This is a genomic window from Chryseobacterium aurantiacum (assembly GCF_003020585.1).
Classification (GTDB): Bacteria; Bacteroidota; Bacteroidia; order Flavobacteriales; family Weeksellaceae; genus Chryseobacterium; species Chryseobacterium aurantiacum.
Window position 1 is genome coordinate 136458 of sequence record NZ_PXUE01000005.1, and the last position, 19961, is coordinate 156418.

The window sequence follows — 19961 nt, forward strand, 5'->3', positions numbered from 1 at the left end:
ATATTTGTCAAAATCTAAAAATCAAAAATGGCAGAATACAAATTATTGCTTCCTTCCATGGGAGAAGGGGTTATGGAAGCGACAATTATCACTTGGTTATTCAATGAAGGTGATAACGTAAAAGAAGATGACTCTGTAGTAGAAATTGCAACAGATAAAGTAGATTCAGACGTTCCGACACCGGTTTCGGGGAAAATCGTAAAAATTTTAAAACAAAAAGACGAAGTTGCAAAAGTAGGCGAAGCCATTGCTATTTTAGAAATTGAAGGAGAAGGCACTGCATCAGAGGAAGTAAAAACTGAAACTCCGGCTGCTACTCCGGATACTGAAACTTTAACAACAATTGAACAGCCTTTACAAACTGCTGCTGCTTCAAATGTAGAGTTCTCGGGAGACCTTTACTTATCTCCACTTGTAAAATCAATTGCACAACAGGAAAACATTTCTGAAACTGAGCTTAAAACCATTAAAGGAAGCGGCTTAGAAGGAAGAATTACTAAGGAAGATATATTAGCATATGTTGCCAACAGAGGAAACCAACCTGCTCCACAGGCGGCTCCGGTACAGGCAGCAACTACGCCAAAACCGGCGGTTTCTGCACCTGCAGCTACGATCCCGGTAAGCGCTGGTGATGAGATCATTCCAATGGATAGAATGAGAAAGATCATCGCTGAAAACATGGTGAAAGCAAAACAAATTGCTCCACACGTAACTTCTTTCATTGAAACAGACGTTACCAACGTTGTAAAATGGAGAAATAAAAACAAGGCGATCTTCGAAAAACGTGAAGGTGAAAAGCTTACTTTCATGCCAATTTTCGTGAAAGCTGTTGTAAAAGCAATCCAGGACTTCCCAATGATCAATGTTTCTATAAACGGTGAGAACATCATCAAAAAGAAAAACATCAACATTGGTATGGCTACTGCTCTTCCAGACGGTAACCTTATTGTTCCTGTAATTAAAAATGCAGATCAATTATCACTTTCCGGTCTTGCAAAAGCAATCAATGATTTAGCTTACAGAGCAAGAAACAAAAAATTAAGACCTGAAGACACTCAGGGAGCAACTTACACAATCTCTAACGTAGGAAGCTTTGGAAACCTTATGGGAACTCCAATCATTCCTCAGCCTCAGGTTGCTATTCTGGCAATTGGAGCTATCGTTAAGAAGCCGGCTGTTCTTGAAACGGCAGATGGTGATGTAATTGCTATCAGAAACTTAATGTTCATGTCTCACTCTTACGATCACAGAGTGGTAGACGGTTCTCTAGGAGGAATGATGCTGAAACATGTTCATGACTATCTTGAAAACTGGGATCTGAACACAGAAGTATAAAACAAAAAGCCTTCCTTTTTAATTTCAAAGGAAGGCTCATTAATAACCAAAAAAGCTGAGATATGAAAAATGCAACCTTAATCGCGATAATATCATTAAGTGTAGTTATTCTTATTGATCTTATTCAGTTTATTCTTAGCTTTTTTGAGGTTTATTCCATAGGGATGTACCGTATTTTTGGAGTTTTAAACCTTCTAGGTTTTGTGGGAATTCTTCAGTTTTTTGTTAAATTATACAACAAACAGAAAGAATGAGTCCTGAACTTAGAGAGCTTTTTGAAATAAAGGAGGAGAAGAAAAAGAATAATCCGCCAGCCCGCCAGAACGTAACAAATCATGTTTTAATACGTCTTGTAGTGCTTATTTTCGGAACTATTGCATTTTCTTTTGCCATGAGCGAGGCAAGTGGATGGGCAGTTTTAGGTGTTGCAATCTATATGGTTGCTTTTCATTCGCTCTGGTTTCTTTTCATTCTTATCGAAACAATAGTTCTTCAAAGCAATGAAAAATTAAAGCTCAGAAATGCTAATCTAACTCTAAGTGGAATTCTTCTATTAATCTATGGCATAGCAGCTATTATGATATTTCTTGATTAATAGAGATCTTTAATATAAATCATAAAACGCTTCCAGTTTTGGAAGCGTTTTTTTTTTAAATACTCAACAAATCCCACTCATATTAAGCTAGGTTCTATCTTTAGAACAATGTATTTATTTTTATAGACTTTCATTTTATTTTTAAAATTTAAATCTTAAATTGTAATTTCATTCCTAAAAACAAGTAAACACATATGGAATTAGATTTCAGAAAATTAGAAGTCACTAAACTATTTGATTTTTCTAAAGAAGAGGAAAAGTTAATTATTGAGATTTATGATCAACTTTCTAAAATCTATAGTATCTCAGTAACAGACATTGAAGACTCCCCTTACAATCAGTTCTGCTTTGATAATACCAACCCTCTAAAAACGCCAAAAATCTGTTACTACATCACAAATAAAGACAAGACCAATACGTTTTATCTTTTTATTATTAATACGGTCGTTAATACTATAGGAGCGTCTAGCAAAGGCTCTCGAACAGCTGACAAATATGATACCATAGAAATTTGGGGCTTAAAAAAACTAGATGATGATTTTGGATTTATTTCCGTCACCAGAAAAAATATTGCTGATAAAATAGCAGAAATTTTCAGTAGTTCTGATAGCAATTTTAGAGACTTTAAAAATCATTCTTTTCAGGGAAGTGATTCAAGCAAAACCTTAGCATTCTTAAATCCAAGGAGAAAAGAAATCATAAAAGCTTTTCCGGACAAGGATTTTAGGCTTGATATCAAAAACAATATTTTAGGATTCGGATTACCCCAAACACTCAATGTAAATAATGCATTAATTGTTTCAAAGTTTTTAAATGAAATATAATTTTCATAATTTAACTGTAATTTCATCCCCCAACACAAACAAATGCTGAAAATCTTTACCCTTATACAAAAATCCCTTAAAAAATCTTTCGATAATATTCGGAATGAGCAACTGAAGTACAACCTGCTTCAGGCAATTCCCTTTTGGATAGGATCTGTTATTACAGGTTTTTTTGCCGTGCTGTATGCTCAGGTATTTGCGTGGGGTGAACATCTTATGAATTTCATTTTTGACTGGCATGCATGGATGATTTTCATTATCGCTCCCGTTGGATTCGTACTTTCGTGGTGGCTGGTAAAAGAATTTGCTCCCAATGCCAAAGGAAGTGGCATTCCACAGGTTATGGCTGCGGTAGAACTGGCTAACCCGAAAGAGCATACCAAGATCAGAAGCCTCTTAAGCCTTAAAATTATCATCTTTAAAATCATTTCCTCTGTTGTATTGGTAATTGGAGGGGGTGCTGTAGGCCGTGAAGGACCCACCATTCAGATTGCAGGTTCCGTTTTTAGAAAGGTCAATGAATATTTACCCGAATGGTGGCCGAAAATTTCCAAGAAAAACATGATCATGACCGGAGCGGCAGCCGGACTTGCAGCCGCTTTTAACACTCCTTTAGGAGGAATTGTATTTGCGGTAGAGGAATTATCAAAAACGCATATTAATTACTTTAAAACAGCTTTATTTACAGCGGTCATTATTGCCGGTTTAACAGCTCAGACTTTAGCCGGATCTTATTTATACCTTGGTTACCCCAAAACCAATGATGTCTCTTTAATGGTAATGTTTCCCATTGTTCTTGTGGCAGCCACAGCAGGTATTCTTGCAAGCCAGCTCTCTGTCATTATGCTAAAGATCAATGGATGGAAAAAGAAAAAATTAAAAACAGATAAAGCGAATGTTATATTTTTAGTGATCTGTGCTTTAATCATTGCTTCCATTGCCTATTTTATCAATCGGGAAGTTCTGGGTTCAGGAAAAGAGATTATGGAAAGGGTTCTTTTTACGAAAGACAAGCATGAAGATTGGTATGTTCCTATCTTAAGAATGCTGGGTCCTGCCCTATCCTTTACTTCCGGAGGTGCAGGAGGCATCTTTGCACCCGCTCTTACTGCCGGAGCGAGTATCGGATCAGTGATTTCTGGAGTCATCCATTTAACACCCAATGAAACCAATGTGGTAATCCTTGGCGGAATGGTTGCTTTTCTTACAGGGATTACCCGTGCACCATTCACATCAGCCATTATTGTTCTGGAAATGACAGACAGACATTCACTCATATTTCACCTGATGCTTGCCGGCATGGTTTCTTCCATTGCGTCCCTGTTAGTAAGCAGACATTCTTTATATGATGTATTAAAAGTGAATTTTTTAACCGAAATCAGATCAAAAGATTAGTTGTAATAAAAATAATTTCTTGTTAATCTGCCATCAAATCCCAAATCCAGCCAATATATAACTTTCAATTATTTCACGAATAATATTGTATATTACAAATATATTCTCTAATTTTGCACCTCGAAATAATTAACAAATTCATTTAACATTATGAACAATTACGAAACTGTTTTCATTTTAACTCCCGTTCTATCTGAGGCACAGGTAGAGGAAGCAGTGAACAAGTATGTAGATCTTATCAAAGAAAAGAACTGCGAAATCGTTGCTAAAGAAAATTGGGGATTGAAAAAGTTAGCTTACCCTATCCAATTAAAAAAGAATGGGTTCTACACTTTAATCGAGTTTAAAGGTGAAGGTACTGTAGTTGCTGATTTAGAATTAGCATTTAAGCGTGACGAGAGAGTAATCCGTTACCTTACTACAAAACTTGACAAACACGCTGTTGAATACGCTGTAACAAGAAGAGCTAAAGTAAAAGCAGCTAAAGCTTAATTATTAACCCTATTTTTTAAAAAAGACAAGACATGGCAATAGATGAAATGGCTAAACAAGCCTCTGCAGGAGGAGAATCAGAAGTAAAATTCCTTACTCCACTTGATATCAATACAAAATCTGAAAAGAAATATTGTAGATTCAAAAAATACGGAATTAAGCACGTTGATTACAAAGATGCTGATTTCTTATTACAATTTGTAAACGAGCAAGGTAAAATCTTACCAAGAAGATACACTGGAACTTCTTTAAAATACCAAAGAAAAGTTTCTGCTGCTATCAAAAGAGCAAGACACCTTTCTTTACTACCTTACGTAGCTGACTTATTGAAATAAGACAAAAAAATAAATAAAAGAAGAGAGCAATCTCTTCTTTTGTTGCTGAATAAATAATTAATTCTAACTTGATTTTAGAGTAATCTAAAATCTTAAAAAAGGACAACAACAATGGATATCATCCTAAAACAAGACGTAGAAAACTTAGGACTTGAGTTTGATACAGTAAGTGTAAAGCCAGGTTATGCAAGAAACTTTTTGCTTCCTAAAGGAATTGCACTTTTAGCTACACCTAAAAACAAAGCAGCTTTAGAAGCTACTTTAGAAGCTAGAAAAGAAGAAGAAGCTAAATTAATCGCTGCTGCTAACGCTGTAGTTGAGCAATTGAAGAAGACTTCTGTTACAATCCCTGCAAAAGTAGGTTCTGGTGATAAGTTATTCGGATCTATCAACAATGCAGATCTTTCTGCTGCTCTTGCTAAAGCTGGAGTTTCTGTAGAGAAGAAATACATCAAAATCCCAGGTAACACTATCAAGAGAACTGGTAAAGTAACTGCAAACATCAGATTACACAGAAACGTTGAGTACAATTTCGAATTCGATATCGTATCTGACGCTCCAGTTGTAGCTGCTCCTGCTGCTAAGAAAGAAGAAGTTAAATCTGAAGAAGCTTAATAAGCAACAGAGAATTTCTCACCATACAAGACCACTTCAATTCAATTTGAAGTGGTTTTTTTATGTAATAAAGGATGAAAATCAAAGAGCTCGGATTCAAGAATTAATATAAGGTAAATTATAATTGTCCCATCAACTCAAAAACTCTAACACACTAACACTCAAAAAAAACCTCCAACACAACAACATCCCCCAATCACCTATCTCCTCTTAATTTCTGCTGATATTCCGTAGGAGCTACCCCAATTACTTTTTTAAAAATATTACTAAAGGAAGACAGGCTATTGTAGCCCACCATCATCGCGATCTCGTACATATTATATTTACTTTCAAGCATCAGCTCAAGGGAACGGGTAATTCTCAGGGCCCTTAAAAAACGAACGTAGTTCATCCCCAAAATCTCCTTAAATTTCCTGGAAAGGGTTCTTGTACTCATTCCGAATTCTTTAGCCGTAGATTCAATGGTAAGGGGCTTTTCCAGGTTAGCATGAATATATCTTGCAATCTTCAGCAGGGTTTCATCTTTTGGAAAAGGATGTTGAACAGGAAACGCCAGCTTTTTATCTCTTTTTTCGGGCAGAATCCCTTTTAAGGCTTTAAGGAAATAATATTTTGGACCGTCATTTTTTGTGATTTTTCCATCCCAGTCTTTGGTATACAAAATCATCTCCCGAAGCAGTTCATTGACTGAGTAAATATTAATTTCATCAAAAAAGCCACTTTCATTTTCTTCTTTTTTAAAGTAAAAATTATATAAATCGACCTTAGGACTGGTTGAAAAAAGATAATGTGGAGTTCCTGCAGGAATCCACATGAAGCACCTTGCCGGAAGATACCAATGCTTCAGATCTGTAAAAACATGCACAATGCCGCCCTCTGCATACACTAACTGTGCAGAACTATGATAATGAATATCTGTTGTAATGTTGCCTGTAAGAACATGATAGACATAAAATTCAGCATCTTCTTCTTCTACTTCTTTAAAATGGCTGTTATTCATGAAATAAAGGTATGAATAAATTTCAAAATGGCGTAAATGAACAAATCTTTTTCTTGTTTCACAAATACTGTCTGATAGAGTCCGTCGTACCTTTGCCCTATCAAAATCATTTTAGCAAAAATCCCTTAATTAATTTATGAATATGATATTTAACGCATGCCGATATCAGTGCATAGCGTTGTGCCTACTATTGAGCAATTTTTTTTACGCACAGATGATAGACTACCAACACCTTGGCCTACAACAGGCTATAGAGATTGGTCTAAAGAATAACAAAAATATTCAGATCAGCCATCTAAAGCAGGAAATGTCCGCAACCAAAGAGAAAGACCTTAAAATGGAAAAACTTCCGGACATTGAGTTTCATACGAGCTATACGCAGGTTACCAATCTTTTCCAGTATCAGGATGGCGTATTTAGTAAACCTACAAAATATGATGCCATTAACGGAATGTATGATTTCACATTATCTGCATCCATTCCTGTGTATATGGGGGGAAAGATTAAGAATACAGAGAAAAAAGCTGCTATTGACACTGAAATTTCAACTTTAAGAACGCATCTTGATGAAAGACTTCTAAAAATGGAGATCATTACTGCCTTTTTACAAATTCACCATCTAAAAGAACAACAGATTCTTATTAATGACAAGATGAAGGAAGACTCGGTAAACATTAAGCAGGTAAAAGCTCTAAAAGCAAATGGTGTAGTAACAGTAAATGAGGTTTTAAGAACTTCCCTACAGCTGTCTAATCATAAAATGAGCTGGACAGAACTAGATAATGACATACAGATTGCCGAGCATAAGCTGAAAACTATTCTTTCGCTTCCGGAACCTCAGGAAATGCATGTAGATACGGAGGATCTGATCTCCGATAAAGCAGCGATCCCTTACATCAATGACCTTACAGAAACGGCATTAAGCAAAAACGAATCTGTTGATATTACTCACAAAAACCTTTCATTAAAGGAACTGGATCAGAAAATTACCAAGGCAAACTATTTACCCAGAATAACTGCCGGTGGAGAATATTTTTTAAAGTATCCCAATATGATGTTTTTCCCACCAGAACCTTATGCCTATCGTCTGGGAATGCTTGGAGTGAATTTAACCTATCCCATCGAAAACCTGTACAAAAACAAATACAGAATGCAGCAAGCAAGAGAAAATATTGACCTGGCAAAGCTTCAAATTGAAGAAAATGAGGAAAAAATAAGACATAGTGTATATGAGGCTTACAAAAAGTTTGAAGAAACGGATCAAAAGGTAAAAATTGCTGAAGAAGCCATTGATCAGGCGAAAGAAAACTATCGTATTGTAAGAACAAAATATGCGAATAAGCTAAGTCTTATCACAGAACTTATAGATGCAGACAATACTTATCTGGAAGCTGAATCTAACCTTATCTCCGTAAAAATTAACAGACAACTAAAATACTATCAACTCCAATATACGATTGGAAACTTATAAAAACTATGGCACAGAAACAGCTGACACAAAAGGAAAAAAGAATCAACAAAACAATTACTCTACTGGCCTGGATTCTTATCATCAGTGGGGTTACAGGAATGATAAGCTTTTATCTTTTCACAAGGAAAAATATTACGACCAATGATGCGCAGATAGAACAATATATTACTCCGGTATCCAGTAAGGTTTCAGGATTTATTAAAAATATAAAGTTTAATGAAAATCAATTTGTACATAAAGGAGATACTTTACTGATCATAGACAACAGAGAGTTTGTCAATCAGGTGCAGATGGCTGAAGCCAGTCTTCATGCTAATACAGAGAATATTACAACGATTCAAAGTGCTGTGAATACCAAAGAAAGTGATACCAAAATAATTGACGCCAAGATTGCCTCAGCCAAAATTGACATCTGGAGAACAGAACAGGACTATAAAAGATATAAAAATCTACTGGCAGAAGATGCCGCTACAGAACAGGACTTTGAAAATGTAAAGGCTTCCTACGAACAATCAAAAGCCAACATGCTAGCTTTGGAACAACAGAAAAATGCAGTAAGAGCCGGAGCCAGCGAACAACAAACAAAAGTTGCTCCTGCGAAAAGCCAGATTCAGCAAAGCTCTGCTAGCCTGAATAATGCTAAGCTCTTCCTTTCATACACTGTAATCACGGCTCCTTATGATGGTTGGGTAGGTAAAAAAACGATTCAGGAAGGACAACTGATTAAAGAAGGACAGGCTCTTGTACAAATGGTAAGCAAGGAAAAATGGATTATTGCCAATTACAAGGAAACCCAGCTTGGGCAAATCGACCAGAAACAAGAAGTCATTATTACAGCAGATGCTTATCCCGGTATTGAATTCAAAGGGAAGATACTTTCTGTTTCCCCAGCCTCAGGATCACAGTTTTCTCTGGTAAAACCAGATAATGCAACCGGAAACTTCGTCAAGATTGAACAAAGATTTCCTGTAAAAATTATTCTTGACAACAATAAAGAAAACGAAAAACTGCTTTCAGGAATGAATGTTCTGGTAAGCGCGAAGAAGATATGAGTTTGAGTGTGGGAGAGTATTAGAGTATTAGAGTGCAAAATTATCTTCAACCCAACACGTTTCAGACTTTACAATTAAATTATTTTTTTTTAGCGAAAAGGCAAAACCGCAAAATAGCGAATCTGCAAATTTTTTCTTTTAGCATATTTGCCATTTTACCTTTTACTTTTACACCTTTGCCCTTTTGTCTTTTCGCATTTTATATTCCGACAAAAAAGAGGATTAATCCTCTGTTCACAATTTTATAATTCGTTTTCATTCCTCTTTTCCACTATTAAAAATTATGCAACATAATACTGTCTATCATAAATGGGTACCACAATGGCTAAAGCTGCCACTTCTGGTGCTGGCTTTATTTCCCCACCTGATGTTGTTGTCTCTGCTACATTCCAACAGTGCTTTCACCTCTTCCTTTATGGATGTAGATTCTGACGACATCCAATACCTAATGATTTTGATGTACGGAACATTTGTTGTTACCCTTTTAGTTTTGCAACGATTTATGGCTTATTTCAGTGTAAAATACTATGTTCTTCTGATGTCTTCCATATCCGTAATCATTCTTTACGTCTTATCTGTCACTAATGATTATCATGTTATTTTAGTCATTCGGTTTCTGGAGGGTATTTTTGGATTGCTTGAAGGAGCCATTTTCCTTCCTTTAATTGTTGCAGAATTAAAAACAAGACATGCCAAGGTCCTGGCTTACTTATTTATGTATGCCATTATGCTGACAGGTGGTACAGTAACCACCTCTTTATTGAAATCCAGCATTGAAAACTATAATTTTCAACATATGGTTCTCATGATGGTTTATTTTCATGTTTTTGTACTTATCATAGGGATAGCTATTTTTAATACGAACAGATTTTTCCCTAAAAAACCGTTGTATCAATTGGATATATCTAGTTGGTTCTTGCTTTGGGTATGTCTGCAGGCCGGAGGTTATGCTATTATTTACGGTAAAAGACTGATGTGGTTTGAATCTGATACAATCATCATGTGTCTCTTTATATTTTTACTTTCCGGAGGGTTATTTATGCTTAAACAAAGAAACTCAAAAAGACCATTATTCCATTTTGAAGTTTTTAGCTCTAAAAATGTAATTGCAGGAATGATTCTGTTTTTCATCTTTTATTTAATCCGTTCAGGGCTGAATAATGTCTACAGCATTATGGCAACAGTCTGGAAATGGCCTTGGGATTATATTGTAAACATTCAATACTGGAATGTTGCAGGGACCCTTTTAGGCGTTCTTTTATCAGGAATATGTCTTATTAAGGGAGTTTCATCAAGAATTGTATTCTTTACAGGGTTTCTTTTACTGGCAGTAGATTGTGCTTGGTTTACCTATACTTTTTATCCGGATACTACCCTCTCCACAATTTGTCCTCCTTTATTTTTACAAGGTGTAGCTCAAGGATTATTGTTTACACCGCTCGTTTTCTTTCTAATCTCAGGAATGCCGGAAGAATATGTTGCCAACGCTACTGCTCTCGGAACAACAACCCGTTTCTGGACCACCGCCATTGGATATGCCTTAATGCAAAATCTGATGCTCTTTTTAACCTTAAAACACGCGGATACACTAAGCTTCAATCTTACAGATACCAACCCTATTTTCTATAGCCAATGGAGTCAGATTTTTGGATCTAATATCTCAAAATTACCCTTCAATGAATCCCTTTCCATGACTGCAGGAGCTTTTAAAGCAAAAATAACAGCCCAATCCATATTACTTTCCAATATGGAGATCTTTACCGGATTATTTTGGCTGGCATTAATTACGGCCCTTCTATTACTCCTTTATCATCCTGTAAAAATTGCAGTGAGAAATATTATGTAATTTTATATCATAAACACTAACCTAACTTGCCAACCAACTTACCATATCATTCACCCCAGAACGTCCAGACTGAACCATTGAAAACAGCGAGCTGCTTCTTCACTGTATCATAAACTATCATCCCTGCTGTTGGCGCAATTATATTAAGATGCGGACTGGCAACTTTGGGCAAGATCATCGCCTTATCAATGTCTTCCAGTACCAAAATTCCAGAAGTAGCCGTTGGGATTCCTACTGTAACCTTTGCCGTTGCATTATCATTCAAAGCATTTTGTAAACCTGAATCTGCACTTCCCGTAGTATCAATGGAAAGATCAACCCAAGTATTATTTTCGTAGGATTTTATTTTTTTATCGGAAAGATCAAAAACCAAAGTACCGTTAACGGCATTCTGTACACTTGCAATATTGGTTACCCATGGCAGAATCATTCCACGATTTTCAGATCCAAATTCCAATGAAGACGAAGCGGATTCCAATGTGCTTTTCCCAATTGCAACTTGTGAATAAGATAAAAGGGAAAGCATTAAACTTATCATTAAAACTGTTTTTTTCATTTTGATTTAATTTAAAAAATTAATCCGGACATGTCTGCTTATTAAAACATCTCCACCCCGTAGAAGTTCCGTTAATATTCACTTGTAAACAATTCCGAGTAGTATTGTATACCATCATTCCCTCTTTTAAATCTACCGTTGGAATCGCTGCAACCTGAACATCTGATAACCTGTTTAATACAAAACCTTTTGTTTTAGATTCTAGCACCAGCCAGCCTCCTTTTCGTATTCCGGGCCAGTTTGAGTCTCCGGAATCGGCTCTGTTCAATGCTGTAATTCCTAAATTGGAAGTAAGAATTGTTCCTGAAGTAATGGCAGGCTTGTAACAAGTTGTAGTGCCAGGGACTATAATTTCTACCGTTGCAGTATCGCAATTGGTAGGATTTGATTGCTGACAAATTTGATAAACAAGAGTATATGTTCCTGCCGGTGTTCCTGATGCTACCTGAATATGGCCATCATTTACATTTAAACTAATATTAGAGTTTGAAGTTGAAACCTGAGACATTATTACGTTGGAAGTGGTAGCTGAAGCACCATTATACGTTTCAAAATCATTATCCAGAACAATTCCTACTGATGAACTTCCGGCATTTATTGTATAAGAATCATCAACAGCCATGGGAGGCAACATTCCATCAATTGTAGGACAGAATCCCGGATTAATTACGAGTGGCGCACTGCAGCTGTTGGTAGACTCACAATCAAAAGTAACATTCGTTAAAAAAGAAGGATTGCTATTGAAAAAAATAGAGCCCGGATCAGAAACTCCTGTACTTAACTTAAAATCAAGATTGGGCCCAATCACAGCATTGTTCACCTGTATGGCATTTTGAACTTCTATATATCCTTTTTTGGAAGAAGATGAAGGCCCGTGAAAAGCTGCATTACCACCTTGATATTGATTAATAGAGAACTTTCCTTCATTATAGATAATAGCACTGGCAGGAGCGTTATTCATATTTCCTGTTGATGTAAAAAGGCCAAAATTATAAATCTTACTGGAACCCCCAGACATATTGATGTCACCTCCCACTGTAAAAAAGCCTGTATTATAAATCGTTCCACCATTGATATTAAAACCACTGGTAGAGATAATAGTTCCGCAATTGATGTAAATACTATTCTCATTATTACTGTAATTACCTCCAATCGAAATAAATCCCCCACCCTCGTTTTTGAACTTTGTAACAGCAGAATTGCTCATGTTAAGGTTTCCGTGGATGTTTAAATTTCCTAGATTGTTGATAATATTATTAGTATTGTCTCCAAATTGTAAAACGCCTAGGTCTATAGTTCCTTCATTTAAAATCACATTATTTTGTCCATCCATTGTAAAATTCCCATTACCAGATCCTATGGAGACCTCCCCTCCATTAAAAACATGAACATTCAGGTCAGCAACTGTAGTAACTGACTGATTAAACTGAAGTTTTCCATGAACATCGAAATAAATCATCGCGTTATTAACTCCCGAAATATTATTTTGAAAAACAACAGTAACACCGGAAGCAATACACAATTTGACATTTGATCCAAAACTGGGATTACTGAACGTCATATCTGAGGTAAAACAGATGGTTTCATTATCCGGAAAATGATAATCCGGATCAGTAGGATTAGTAATTGTACATCCTAAACATTGCGAATACATGACATAACCTATTAACAAAAAAGTTAATAATAAAATTTTTCTCATCTTAATAATTTGGCGCAAATAAAACTACAAACTTTTTTTTCACAAAGCAATGATATAACAAATGTTTTTTAACAGTTTCTATGCTTTTTAAAAAAAATAAAAGATTATGGTAGGTTTATTGTTACAATTCTACATATTTACAACATCAAATATTATCAGATAAATCATAATCATATCGTATGGAAATTCAGGAAATTATATCAGGACAAAAGGGTTTCTTTAAAACTCAGCAAACAAAATCCAGTAAGTTTCGTAAGATGTATCTTGAAAAGATGAAAGACCTTATCATCAAACACGAAGATCTTTTATATGAAGCCATCTACAAAGATTTTGGTAAGTCAAAATTTGACACTTTCACTACAGAAATCTCCTTTATTTTAAATGATATTGATTATTATCTAAAGAATTTAAAATCTCTTACAAAACCGAAAAAAACACATACCAATTTGGTTAATCAACTAGGAAACAGCAAGGTGTATGCAGAACCGCTAGGCTGTGTCCTGGTCATAGGAGCATGGAATTATCCTTATCAATTATCTCTATCTCCCATTATTGCTGCAATAGCTGCAGGAAACTGCTGTATTCTCAAGCCAAGCGAAATTGCGGAGAATACCATGAAGGCAATGGCTAAAATCATCAATGAAAACTTTCCATCCGAATATCTATATGTGTATGAAGGAGGTATTGATGAAACCACAGAATTGCTAAAATTGAAGTTTGACAAGATATTCTTTACCGGTAGCACCAAAGTTGGAAAAATCGTGTACAAAGCTGCTGCAGAACATTTAACCCCTGTGGTTCTTGAATTGGGCGGGAAATCTCCGGTTATAGTAACCAAGAATGCCAATCTGGATATTGCAGCCAAAAGAATTGTTTGGGGGAAATTTTTAAATGCCGGACAGACCTGTGTAGCACCTGATTATCTCCTGATAGAAGAAGCGGTTCAGGAACAGTTTTTGGAAATGCTGAGGAAATATATTCAGGAATTTAAATACACACCTGGTTCTGAACAATACACCCAAATCATTAATCAAAGAAACTTTCAACGGTTAGCAAGTCTTATTGACAGAGATAAAATATACTTCGGAGGAAATCTTAACGAAGAACAGCGGTATATAGAACCAACAATTCTTCATAATATTGATTGGAGTGATGAAATTATGCAGGAAGAAATCTTTGGACCAATCCTCCCCGTCATTACTTTTAAAAATTATAACATTGCCCTGAATGCAGTTTTGGAACTGGAAAAACCTCTTGCCGCCTATCTTTTTACGAGTAGTAATGAAGAAAAAGAGCAGTTTACCAAAAAGCTTTCCTTTGGTGGTGGATGCATCAATGATACCGTAATGCATCTAAGCAATGATAATTTGCCATTTGGAGGGGTGGGAAGTTCAGGAATTGGAAATTATCATGGAAAATATGGCTTCGAAGCCTTTTCTCATCAAAAAGCTATTCTTGAAAAAGCAACATGGGGAGAACCGAATATTAAATATCCGCCTTATTCTGAGAAAAAACTAAACTGGATCAAAAAATTGTTGTGATCATCTTTATTTTCTCGAAGATCTTTCATATTTAACCAATCAATTAGAGCTTTAAGCCATAAAAAAAGTTGTTTCTGACTGAAACAACTTTTTTTATTTATCCTTTAGGCTTCCAAGTATTAAAGAACTCTTTTACCTTTTCTACACTGTATCCTTTTCCTTCTTCCAATACATCACTCTGCTGAACCTTTATCATTTTGCCATTTTGATCTAAAACAATAAACACAGGGTATCCGTATTTTTCACCAGGATTGTCATATTGAGCAAAAACTTTTTCATTTTTATTATCTGGAGAAAAGTTTAAATGATAGTATAAAAAGTTTTTATCTACAATCCCTTTTAATTCAGGAGTTTCCTGTACAAAATTATTAAAACGAAGACACCAGATACACCAGTTTCCTCCGGCCTGAATCATGATATTTTTTCCCTCTTTTTTAGCCTGGGCAACCAATTTCTTAATATCTGCCTGTGCATCTGCTTTTGGGTTATAAGGCTTAGGAAGTTTAGCCTTTTCTTCAGCTGCTTTCTTCTTTGCATCCAATTCTTTCTGTTCAGTAGATACAATAAGAGCTGTTTTTTGCTTCCCTTTATCCGGTAAATTCTTTACATCCTGTGAAAAAGCAAAAGTGCTTAGTCCCAGAAAAGCGATCAATGTCAATTTTTTCATAACATAAAAGTAAAAAAATAATACTTATCCCTCTGCAAAAATAGAACCATAATTTTATTATTACTAAATTTGCCTGTTTTATGAGCTTCTTAATTAAAATATTATACTTCATCTCAAAACTTCCGCTTAGAATATTATATATTTTCTCGGATGTTATGTTTTTCCTAAACTACTATCTGGTAGGTTACAGAAAAGCAGTTATTACCCAAAACCTGAGAAACTCCTTTCCTGAAAAGTCTGAGGAGGAAATCCGAAAAATACGAAAGGCATTCTATCGTAACTTTTCTGATTATCTGGTAGAAACAATAAAGTCATTCAGTATTTCGGAAACGGAATCCAGGGTAAGAATGCAGCACATCAATCAAGATGTGTTTCATGATATCCAAAAGGAGGGCAAAAATATTATTTTGCTGGCTGGGCACGTTTTTAACTGGGAATGGATAAATGCCCTGGCAAGAATTGTTCCTCAGAAGCACTGCCACCCTGTCTACAGAAAAGTAAACAGCGATTTCTGGGAAAATCAAATGAAGAAAGTTCGTAATAAGTTTGGAAATGAGGCCTTGGAAGCCAATGAGGTGATTCTTAATATTTTCAGGAATAAAAATGACGGAGATTCTATTTATATGTTTGTAGCAGACCAGACTCCACACTCTTCTCATGTCAATTACGGACTAGAATTTCTTAACCAAAGAACTCCTGTATTCATTGGCTATGATAAGCTGGCAACCAGAATGGATCTTGCCTTTATCTATTGTGAAATGAAGAAAGTAAAACGTGGCTATTATCAGGTTAACTACTATAGAATATATCCGGACAATGAAAAATTCACGGAACATGAAGTGGTAAAGAAATTCCATAAAATGCTGGAAAACACCTTACATAAGCATCCTGATAACTATCTTTGGTCACACAGAAAATGGAAGTATCAGGATTCTATTAAGACCTATGATGCTGAAAAAAAATAGATTTACATGCAGAAAAAACTGGCTGTTGCCATCTTAAACTGGAACGGAAGAAACTGGCTTGAGAAATTTCTTCCAAGTGTAGTTCAATTTTCCCAAGACGCAGATATTTATGTCATTGATAATCTTTCTACTGATGATTCTCTGGAATTTCTGAAGACTCAATTTCCTGATGTGAAAATTATTAAAAACAGCAGCAATCATGGTTTTGCTGGCGGTTATAATGAGGGTTTAAAGGAGATTAAAAATGAATATTACTGTCTTCTTAATTCTGATGTAGAGGTTACAGAAAACTGGATAAAGCCTGTAATGGAGCTTCTTGAGAAAGATTCATCCATCTCGGCGGTTCAACCGAAGATTTTATCTTTCCACAATAAAAATTATTTTGAGTTTGCCGGAGCTGCCGGTGGATTGATTGATAATTTAGGATATCCATATTGTAGAGGCCGTATTTTTGATGAACTGGAGGAAGATAAAGGACATTACGACGACGAAACAGAGATTTTCTGGGCTTCGGGATGTTGTTTTTTTATCCGTTCAAAAGATTTTTGGGAACAGAATGGCTTTGATGCAAGATTCTTTGCTCATCAGGAAGAAATTGACCTTTGCTGGAGGCTTATCAATAAAGGAAAAAAGATTTTTTATACAGGAAAATCAAAGGTATATCATGTAGGGGGAGGAACTTTAAACAAACAAAGTGCCCAAAAAACCTATTTAAACATCCGAAACAATCTGTCTATGATGCTTAAAAACCTTCCTTTTCCCAAACTAATCTGGCTTATTTTTTTCAGACTTTGTCTGGATGGAGTTGCAGGGATTTATTTTGGATTAAAAAATGGATTTCCTCACCTTTGGGCTGTAGTAAGAGCTCATTTTGGATTCTACGGACAACTTCCGGGTACTTGGAAGCTTCGTCAAAAACATCAGAAAGACAGATTCTATCAATCGGAATGGTTGATTTTTAAACATTTTTTGGGTGGAAAATAAAAGATAACAGGTTATAGGTTGCAGATAATAGGTAATAGGAAAAATCACAGGGGAAGCTTTTCAGGAGAAAAAGTCAGAACTTCAATTAACTGTCAACTTTAAACCCAAAACGTTGAACGTTAAACTCTAAACCAGAGAACTGGTAACTTGTAACAACTTATAATTTAAAACAATGGATTTTTGTGCTATAGATTTTGAAACCGCAACTCATGAGAAAAGCTCTGCATGCGAGATGGGAATTTGTATTGTACAGGATTCTAAAATTGTAGAGACTAAAACCTGGTTGATTAAACCGCCAAGTTTTCCTTATTTTAATAAATTCAATATTGATGTGCATGGGATTCATCCGGAAGATGTGAAAGATGCACCTACCTTTGATGAAATATGGCATGAAGCTCAGGAAATGATGTACGGAACATTAATGATTGCTCACAACGCCGGTTTCGATGCTTCGGTATTAAGGGGATGCCTGGAACATTACGGAATGTTTACGCCCAATCTGAACTATCTTTGCAGCATACAGCTTGCTAAAAAATCATGGAATTATCTCCCGAAATATGGTTTAAAACCTCTTGCTGAATATCATAAAATAGAATTCAAGCACCATAGAGCCGGTGCTGATGCCGAGGTATGTGCGAAAATCTCTTTATTGGCATTTGAGAAGCTCTTCCTCACCAGCAATGATGAAGTACAAGAGTATATGAAAGCAAAAATCAAGAGACTGTAATAGTCATACAAATAAACCCGGGTTTTATTTTATAACTTATTTTTTGTCCTAATTTTCTTACGACAAAATCATTAATTAATACAATGTATGTTGTTTATTTTACATTGTATAACACCAACTAATTGCTTAAAACTTCAGACAACAGGTTAAACTTTGGGATATCAATCTCGAAAGTTTCTTGTGTTTCCAGGTTTTTAACAAGGTATTTTCCACTCATATTTCCTACTCCGGAACGAAGCATTACATTGGAAAAGTAAGCGAAATTATCGCCGGTTTCTATCTCAGGAGTCAGGCCTATTATTCCGTCCCCTATAATCTCTGTATATCCAAATCCTACATCGAAGATTAACCATTTTCTTTTCAATACTTTTATAGGAAAGCTTCCGTCATTTTCTATAGTAATATTGTATTTGAAGACATAACGGTTTTCGGATGGATAACTATTCTTGCTATCATATTCAGGTATAACTGAAACTTTGATATTGGAAGTCATTTTTGAAAACATCATTATAGTATTTTCTTAATTAAATACAAAAATCTCGCCTTTTTAAGGCGAGATTATATATTTATATTATAATTTTATTAAAACTATAAACCAAGGCCTTTTCTTTCGTCACCTCCCATTAATATTTCAACAGGGTTGTCGATACCTTCTTTTACCGCTACAAGGAATCCTACAGATTCTTTACCGTCGATAATTCTGTGGTCATAAGACATTGCAACGTACATCATTGGTCTGATTACAACCTGTCCGTCAACAGCTACTGGTCTCTGGATAATGTTGTGCATTCCAAGGATAGCAGATTGTGGAGGGTTGATGATTGGTGTAGATAACATAGATCCGAAAGTACCACCATTTGTAATTGTGAAAGTACCACCAGTCATTTCGTCAACAGTAATCTTACCGTCTCTTACTTTTGTAGCAAGATCCTTGATGTTTGCTTCAACTCCACTGAAAGACATGTTTTCTGCATTTCTCAATACAGGAACCATTAATCCTTTAGGACCTGAAACTGCAATTGAAATATCGCAGAAGTCATAGTTAATTTTGAAATCTCCGTCGATAGATGCGTTTACATCCGGATACATTTGTAATGCTCTTGTAACAGCTTTTGTAAAGAAAGACATGAAACCAAGTCCTACTCCGTGTTTTTGAGCAAATTCTTCTTTATATAACTTTCTTAATCTGAAGATTTCAGACATGTCAACTTCGTTGAAAGTAGTTAACATCGCTGTTTCATTCTTCACAGAAACTAATCTTTGAGCGATTTTTCTTCTTAAAACTGAAAGTTTAGTAGTTGTAGTTGTTCTAGCACCTGTAGCTGTCATAGGGCTTCCTCCTAATGCAGGAACTGCCGCCAATTCAGCATCAGTTTTAGTGATTCTTCCGTCTCTTCCAGTTCCTGAAACCTGACCTGCAGCCATTCCTTTTTCGTCAAGGATTTTCTTAGCAGCCGGAGATGGAGCCCCTGTTGCGTAAGTTTGTGGCGCAGCAACTGGTGCAGCTGGTTTTGGAGCTTCCTGTTTAGCTGGTTCAGCAGCCTTTGGAGCTTCTTCTGTCTTTGGAGCTTCAGCAGCAGGTGCACCACCTTCTGGTCTAGCAGCATCCATATCAATTAAACAAACTACCTGACCTACTTGTACTACATCACCTTCTTCTGCTTTTAAAGTGATGATACCACTTTGTTCTGCAGGCAATTCAAGAGTTGCTTTATCTGAGTCTACTTCAGCGATAGGTTGATCTTTTTCTACATAATCACCATCTTTTACAAGCCAAGTTGCAATTTCAACTTCTGTAATTGATTCGCCCGGTGAAGGAACTTTCATTTCTAAAACTGACATATTGAGTATTTTTTATTTTT

Annotated in this window: 21 protein-coding genes; 15 read left to right on the forward strand and 6 right to left on the reverse strand. The window is 35.7% G+C overall.

What is annotated here, in order from left to right; genetic code table 11:
• Positions 1-27: 27 nt before the first annotated feature.
• The 8 genes from C7D53_RS16760 to rplI all read left to right on the forward strand — a co-directional run bounded on the left by C7D53_RS16760 (position 28) and on the right by rplI (position 5591).
• Positions 28-1335, forward strand: coding sequence for a dihydrolipoamide acetyltransferase family protein (locus tag C7D53_RS16760; RefSeq protein WP_106917562.1), 1308 nt, complete (start codon positions 28-30; stop codon positions 1333-1335).
• Between the two features lie 62 nt (positions 1336-1397).
• Positions 1398-1589, forward strand: a complete 192-nt coding sequence (locus C7D53_RS16765; RefSeq protein ID WP_106917563.1) for a hypothetical protein — start codon at positions 1398-1400, stop codon at positions 1587-1589.
• Positions 1586-1930, forward strand: coding sequence for a hypothetical protein (locus C7D53_RS16770; RefSeq protein WP_106917564.1), 345 nt, complete (start codon positions 1586-1588; stop codon positions 1928-1930). Before C7D53_RS16765 ends, C7D53_RS16770 begins: the two co-directional genes overlap by 4 nt.
• A gap of 194 nt (positions 1931-2124) precedes the next feature.
• A complete protein-coding gene (locus tag C7D53_RS16775; protein ID WP_106917565.1) occupies positions 2125-2754 on the forward strand; it encodes a hypothetical protein in 630 nt (209 codons plus the stop codon).
• Positions 2755-2796: 42 nt separating this feature from the next.
• Entirely contained in the window at positions 2797-4149 is a 1353-nt protein-coding gene (locus C7D53_RS16780; protein WP_106917566.1) for a chloride channel protein, read from the forward strand.
• A 150-nt stretch (positions 4150-4299) separates the two neighbouring features.
• Positions 4300-4641, forward strand: a complete 342-nt coding sequence (gene rpsF, locus C7D53_RS16785) for a 30S ribosomal protein S6 (RefSeq protein ID WP_034695444.1) — start codon at positions 4300-4302, stop codon at positions 4639-4641.
• Between the two features lie 32 nt (positions 4642-4673).
• Complete coding sequence (rpsR, locus tag C7D53_RS16790) at positions 4674-4976, forward strand: 30S ribosomal protein S18 (RefSeq protein ID WP_034706728.1); 303 nt, start codon at positions 4674-4676, stop codon at positions 4974-4976.
• Positions 4977-5087: 111 nt separating this feature from the next.
• A complete protein-coding gene (gene rplI, locus C7D53_RS16795; RefSeq protein ID WP_106917567.1) occupies positions 5088-5591 on the forward strand; it encodes a 50S ribosomal protein L9 in 504 nt (167 codons plus the stop codon).
• A gap of 196 nt (positions 5592-5787) precedes the next feature.
• On the opposite strand, the gene C7D53_RS16800 is transcribed toward rplI, so the two are convergent.
• Entirely contained in the window at positions 5788-6591 is an 804-nt protein-coding gene (locus tag C7D53_RS16800) for a helix-turn-helix domain-containing protein (RefSeq protein ID WP_106917568.1), read from the reverse strand.
• Positions 6592-6805: 214 nt separating this feature from the next.
• Between C7D53_RS16800 and C7D53_RS16805 the strand changes: the two genes are divergently transcribed.
• From C7D53_RS16805 to C7D53_RS16815, 3 genes are all read left to right on the forward strand, one after another.
• On the forward strand, positions 6806-8062 hold the full coding sequence (locus C7D53_RS16805; RefSeq protein ID WP_106917569.1) for a TolC family protein: 1257 nt from the start codon (positions 6806-6808) through the stop codon (positions 8060-8062).
• A 5-nt stretch (positions 8063-8067) separates the two neighbouring features.
• Positions 8068-9114 (forward strand): HlyD family secretion protein, encoded by a 1047-nt coding sequence (locus C7D53_RS16810; RefSeq protein WP_106917570.1) that lies wholly within the window; start codon positions 8068-8070, stop codon positions 9112-9114.
• Between the two features lie 283 nt (positions 9115-9397).
• Positions 9398-10960: an MFS transporter gene (locus C7D53_RS16815; protein ID WP_106917571.1), complete on the forward strand. Its 1563-nt coding sequence runs from the start codon at positions 9398-9400 to the stop codon at positions 10958-10960.
• Positions 10961-11006: 46 nt separating this feature from the next.
• On the opposite strand, the gene C7D53_RS16820 is transcribed toward C7D53_RS16815, so the two are convergent.
• Together C7D53_RS16820 and C7D53_RS16825 are read right to left on the reverse strand one after the other, a co-directional pair.
• Positions 11007-11516: a hypothetical protein gene (locus tag C7D53_RS16820; RefSeq protein ID WP_106917572.1), complete on the reverse strand. Its 510-nt coding sequence runs from the start codon at positions 11514-11516 to the stop codon at positions 11007-11009.
• A gap of 19 nt (positions 11517-11535) precedes the next feature.
• Entirely contained in the window at positions 11536-13170 is a 1635-nt protein-coding gene (locus C7D53_RS16825; protein ID WP_162926207.1) for a hypothetical protein, read from the reverse strand.
• Positions 13171-13394: 224 nt separating this feature from the next.
• Between C7D53_RS16825 and C7D53_RS16830 the strand changes: the two genes are divergently transcribed.
• Positions 13395-14756: an aldehyde dehydrogenase gene (locus tag C7D53_RS16830; RefSeq protein ID WP_106917574.1), complete on the forward strand. Its 1362-nt coding sequence runs from the start codon at positions 13395-13397 to the stop codon at positions 14754-14756.
• Positions 14757-14853: 97 nt separating this feature from the next.
• On the opposite strand, the gene C7D53_RS16835 is transcribed toward C7D53_RS16830, so the two are convergent.
• Positions 14854-15423, reverse strand: a complete 570-nt coding sequence (locus tag C7D53_RS16835) for a thioredoxin family protein (RefSeq protein ID WP_106917575.1) — start codon at positions 15421-15423, stop codon at positions 14854-14856.
• Between the two features lie 80 nt (positions 15424-15503).
• Here C7D53_RS16835 and C7D53_RS16840 point away from each other — a divergent pair, with 80 nt between their 5' ends.
• From C7D53_RS16840 to C7D53_RS16850, 3 genes are all read left to right on the forward strand, one after another.
• Entirely contained in the window at positions 15504-16388 is an 885-nt protein-coding gene (locus tag C7D53_RS16840) for a lysophospholipid acyltransferase family protein (protein WP_106917576.1), read from the forward strand.
• Positions 16389-16394: 6 nt separating this feature from the next.
• Positions 16395-17372, forward strand: a complete 978-nt coding sequence (locus tag C7D53_RS16845) for a glycosyltransferase family 2 protein (protein WP_106917577.1) — start codon at positions 16395-16397, stop codon at positions 17370-17372.
• 172 nt (positions 17373-17544) lie between these two features.
• The gene (locus C7D53_RS16850) at positions 17545-18099 is read left to right on the forward strand and encodes a 3'-5' exonuclease (RefSeq protein WP_106917578.1); all 555 of its coding nucleotides are present in this window, start codon (positions 17545-17547) and stop codon (positions 18097-18099) included.
• Between the two features lie 118 nt (positions 18100-18217).
• Here C7D53_RS16850 and apaG read toward each other — a convergent pair whose 3' ends face one another.
• Together apaG and odhB are read right to left on the reverse strand one after the other, a co-directional pair.
• Positions 18218-18607, reverse strand: a complete 390-nt coding sequence (gene apaG, locus C7D53_RS16855) for a Co2+/Mg2+ efflux protein ApaG (protein WP_106917579.1) — start codon at positions 18605-18607, stop codon at positions 18218-18220.
• Between the two features lie 80 nt (positions 18608-18687).
• Complete coding sequence (odhB, locus tag C7D53_RS16860) at positions 18688-19941, reverse strand: 2-oxoglutarate dehydrogenase complex dihydrolipoyllysine-residue succinyltransferase (protein ID WP_106917580.1); 1254 nt, start codon at positions 19939-19941, stop codon at positions 18688-18690.
• Positions 19942-19961 lie beyond the last annotated feature (20 nt).

Bases quoted from the DNA above. Each gene is read 5' to 3' on its own strand.
- C7D53_RS16780 (WP_106917566.1), top strand. From the start codon at position 2,797: ATGCTGAAAATCTTTACCCTTATACAAAAATCCCTTAAAAAATCTTTC.
- C7D53_RS16770 (WP_106917564.1), top strand. From the start codon at position 1,586: ATGAGTCCTGAACTTAGAGAGCTTTTTGAAATAAAGGAGGAGAAGAAA.
- rpsF (WP_034695444.1), top strand. From the start codon at position 4,300: ATGAACAATTACGAAACTGTTTTCATTTTAACTCCCGTTCTATCTGAG.
- C7D53_RS16800 (WP_106917568.1), bottom strand. From the start codon at position 6,591: ATGAATAACAGCCATTTTAAAGAAGTAGAAGAAGAAGATGCTGAATTT.
- odhB (WP_106917580.1), bottom strand. From the start codon at position 19,941: ATGTCAGTTTTAGAAATGAAAGTTCCTTCACCGGGCGAATCAATTACA.
- rplI (WP_106917567.1), top strand. From the start codon at position 5,088: ATGGATATCATCCTAAAACAAGACGTAGAAAACTTAGGACTTGAGTTT.
- C7D53_RS16760 (WP_106917562.1), top strand. From the start codon at position 28: ATGGCAGAATACAAATTATTGCTTCCTTCCATGGGAGAAGGGGTTATG.
- C7D53_RS16850 (WP_106917578.1), top strand. From the start codon at position 17,545: ATGGATTTTTGTGCTATAGATTTTGAAACCGCAACTCATGAGAAAAGC.
- C7D53_RS16835 (WP_106917575.1), bottom strand. From the start codon at position 15,423: ATGAAAAAATTGACATTGATCGCTTTTCTGGGACTAAGCACTTTTGCT.
- C7D53_RS16810 (WP_106917570.1), top strand. From the start codon at position 8,068: ATGGCACAGAAACAGCTGACACAAAAGGAAAAAAGAATCAACAAAACA.
- C7D53_RS16845 (WP_106917577.1), top strand. From the start codon at position 16,395: ATGCAGAAAAAACTGGCTGTTGCCATCTTAAACTGGAACGGAAGAAAC.
- C7D53_RS16805 (WP_106917569.1), top strand. From the start codon at position 6,806: ATGATAGACTACCAACACCTTGGCCTACAACAGGCTATAGAGATTGGT.
- C7D53_RS16840 (WP_106917576.1), top strand. From the start codon at position 15,504: ATGAGCTTCTTAATTAAAATATTATACTTCATCTCAAAACTTCCGCTT.
- apaG (WP_106917579.1), bottom strand. From the start codon at position 18,607: ATGATGTTTTCAAAAATGACTTCCAATATCAAAGTTTCAGTTATACCT.
- C7D53_RS16825 (WP_162926207.1), bottom strand. From the start codon at position 13,170: ATGTATTCGCAATGTTTAGGATGTACAATTACTAATCCTACTGATCCG.
- C7D53_RS16765 (WP_106917563.1), top strand. From the start codon at position 1,398: ATGAAAAATGCAACCTTAATCGCGATAATATCATTAAGTGTAGTTATT.
- C7D53_RS16830 (WP_106917574.1), top strand. From the start codon at position 13,395: ATGGAAATTCAGGAAATTATATCAGGACAAAAGGGTTTCTTTAAAACT.
- C7D53_RS16775 (WP_106917565.1), top strand. From the start codon at position 2,125: ATGGAATTAGATTTCAGAAAATTAGAAGTCACTAAACTATTTGATTTT.
- C7D53_RS16815 (WP_106917571.1), top strand. From the start codon at position 9,398: ATGCAACATAATACTGTCTATCATAAATGGGTACCACAATGGCTAAAG.
- C7D53_RS16820 (WP_106917572.1), bottom strand. From the start codon at position 11,516: ATGAAAAAAACAGTTTTAATGATAAGTTTAATGCTTTCCCTTTTATCT.
- rpsR (WP_034706728.1), top strand. From the start codon at position 4,674: ATGGCAATAGATGAAATGGCTAAACAAGCCTCTGCAGGAGGAGAATCA.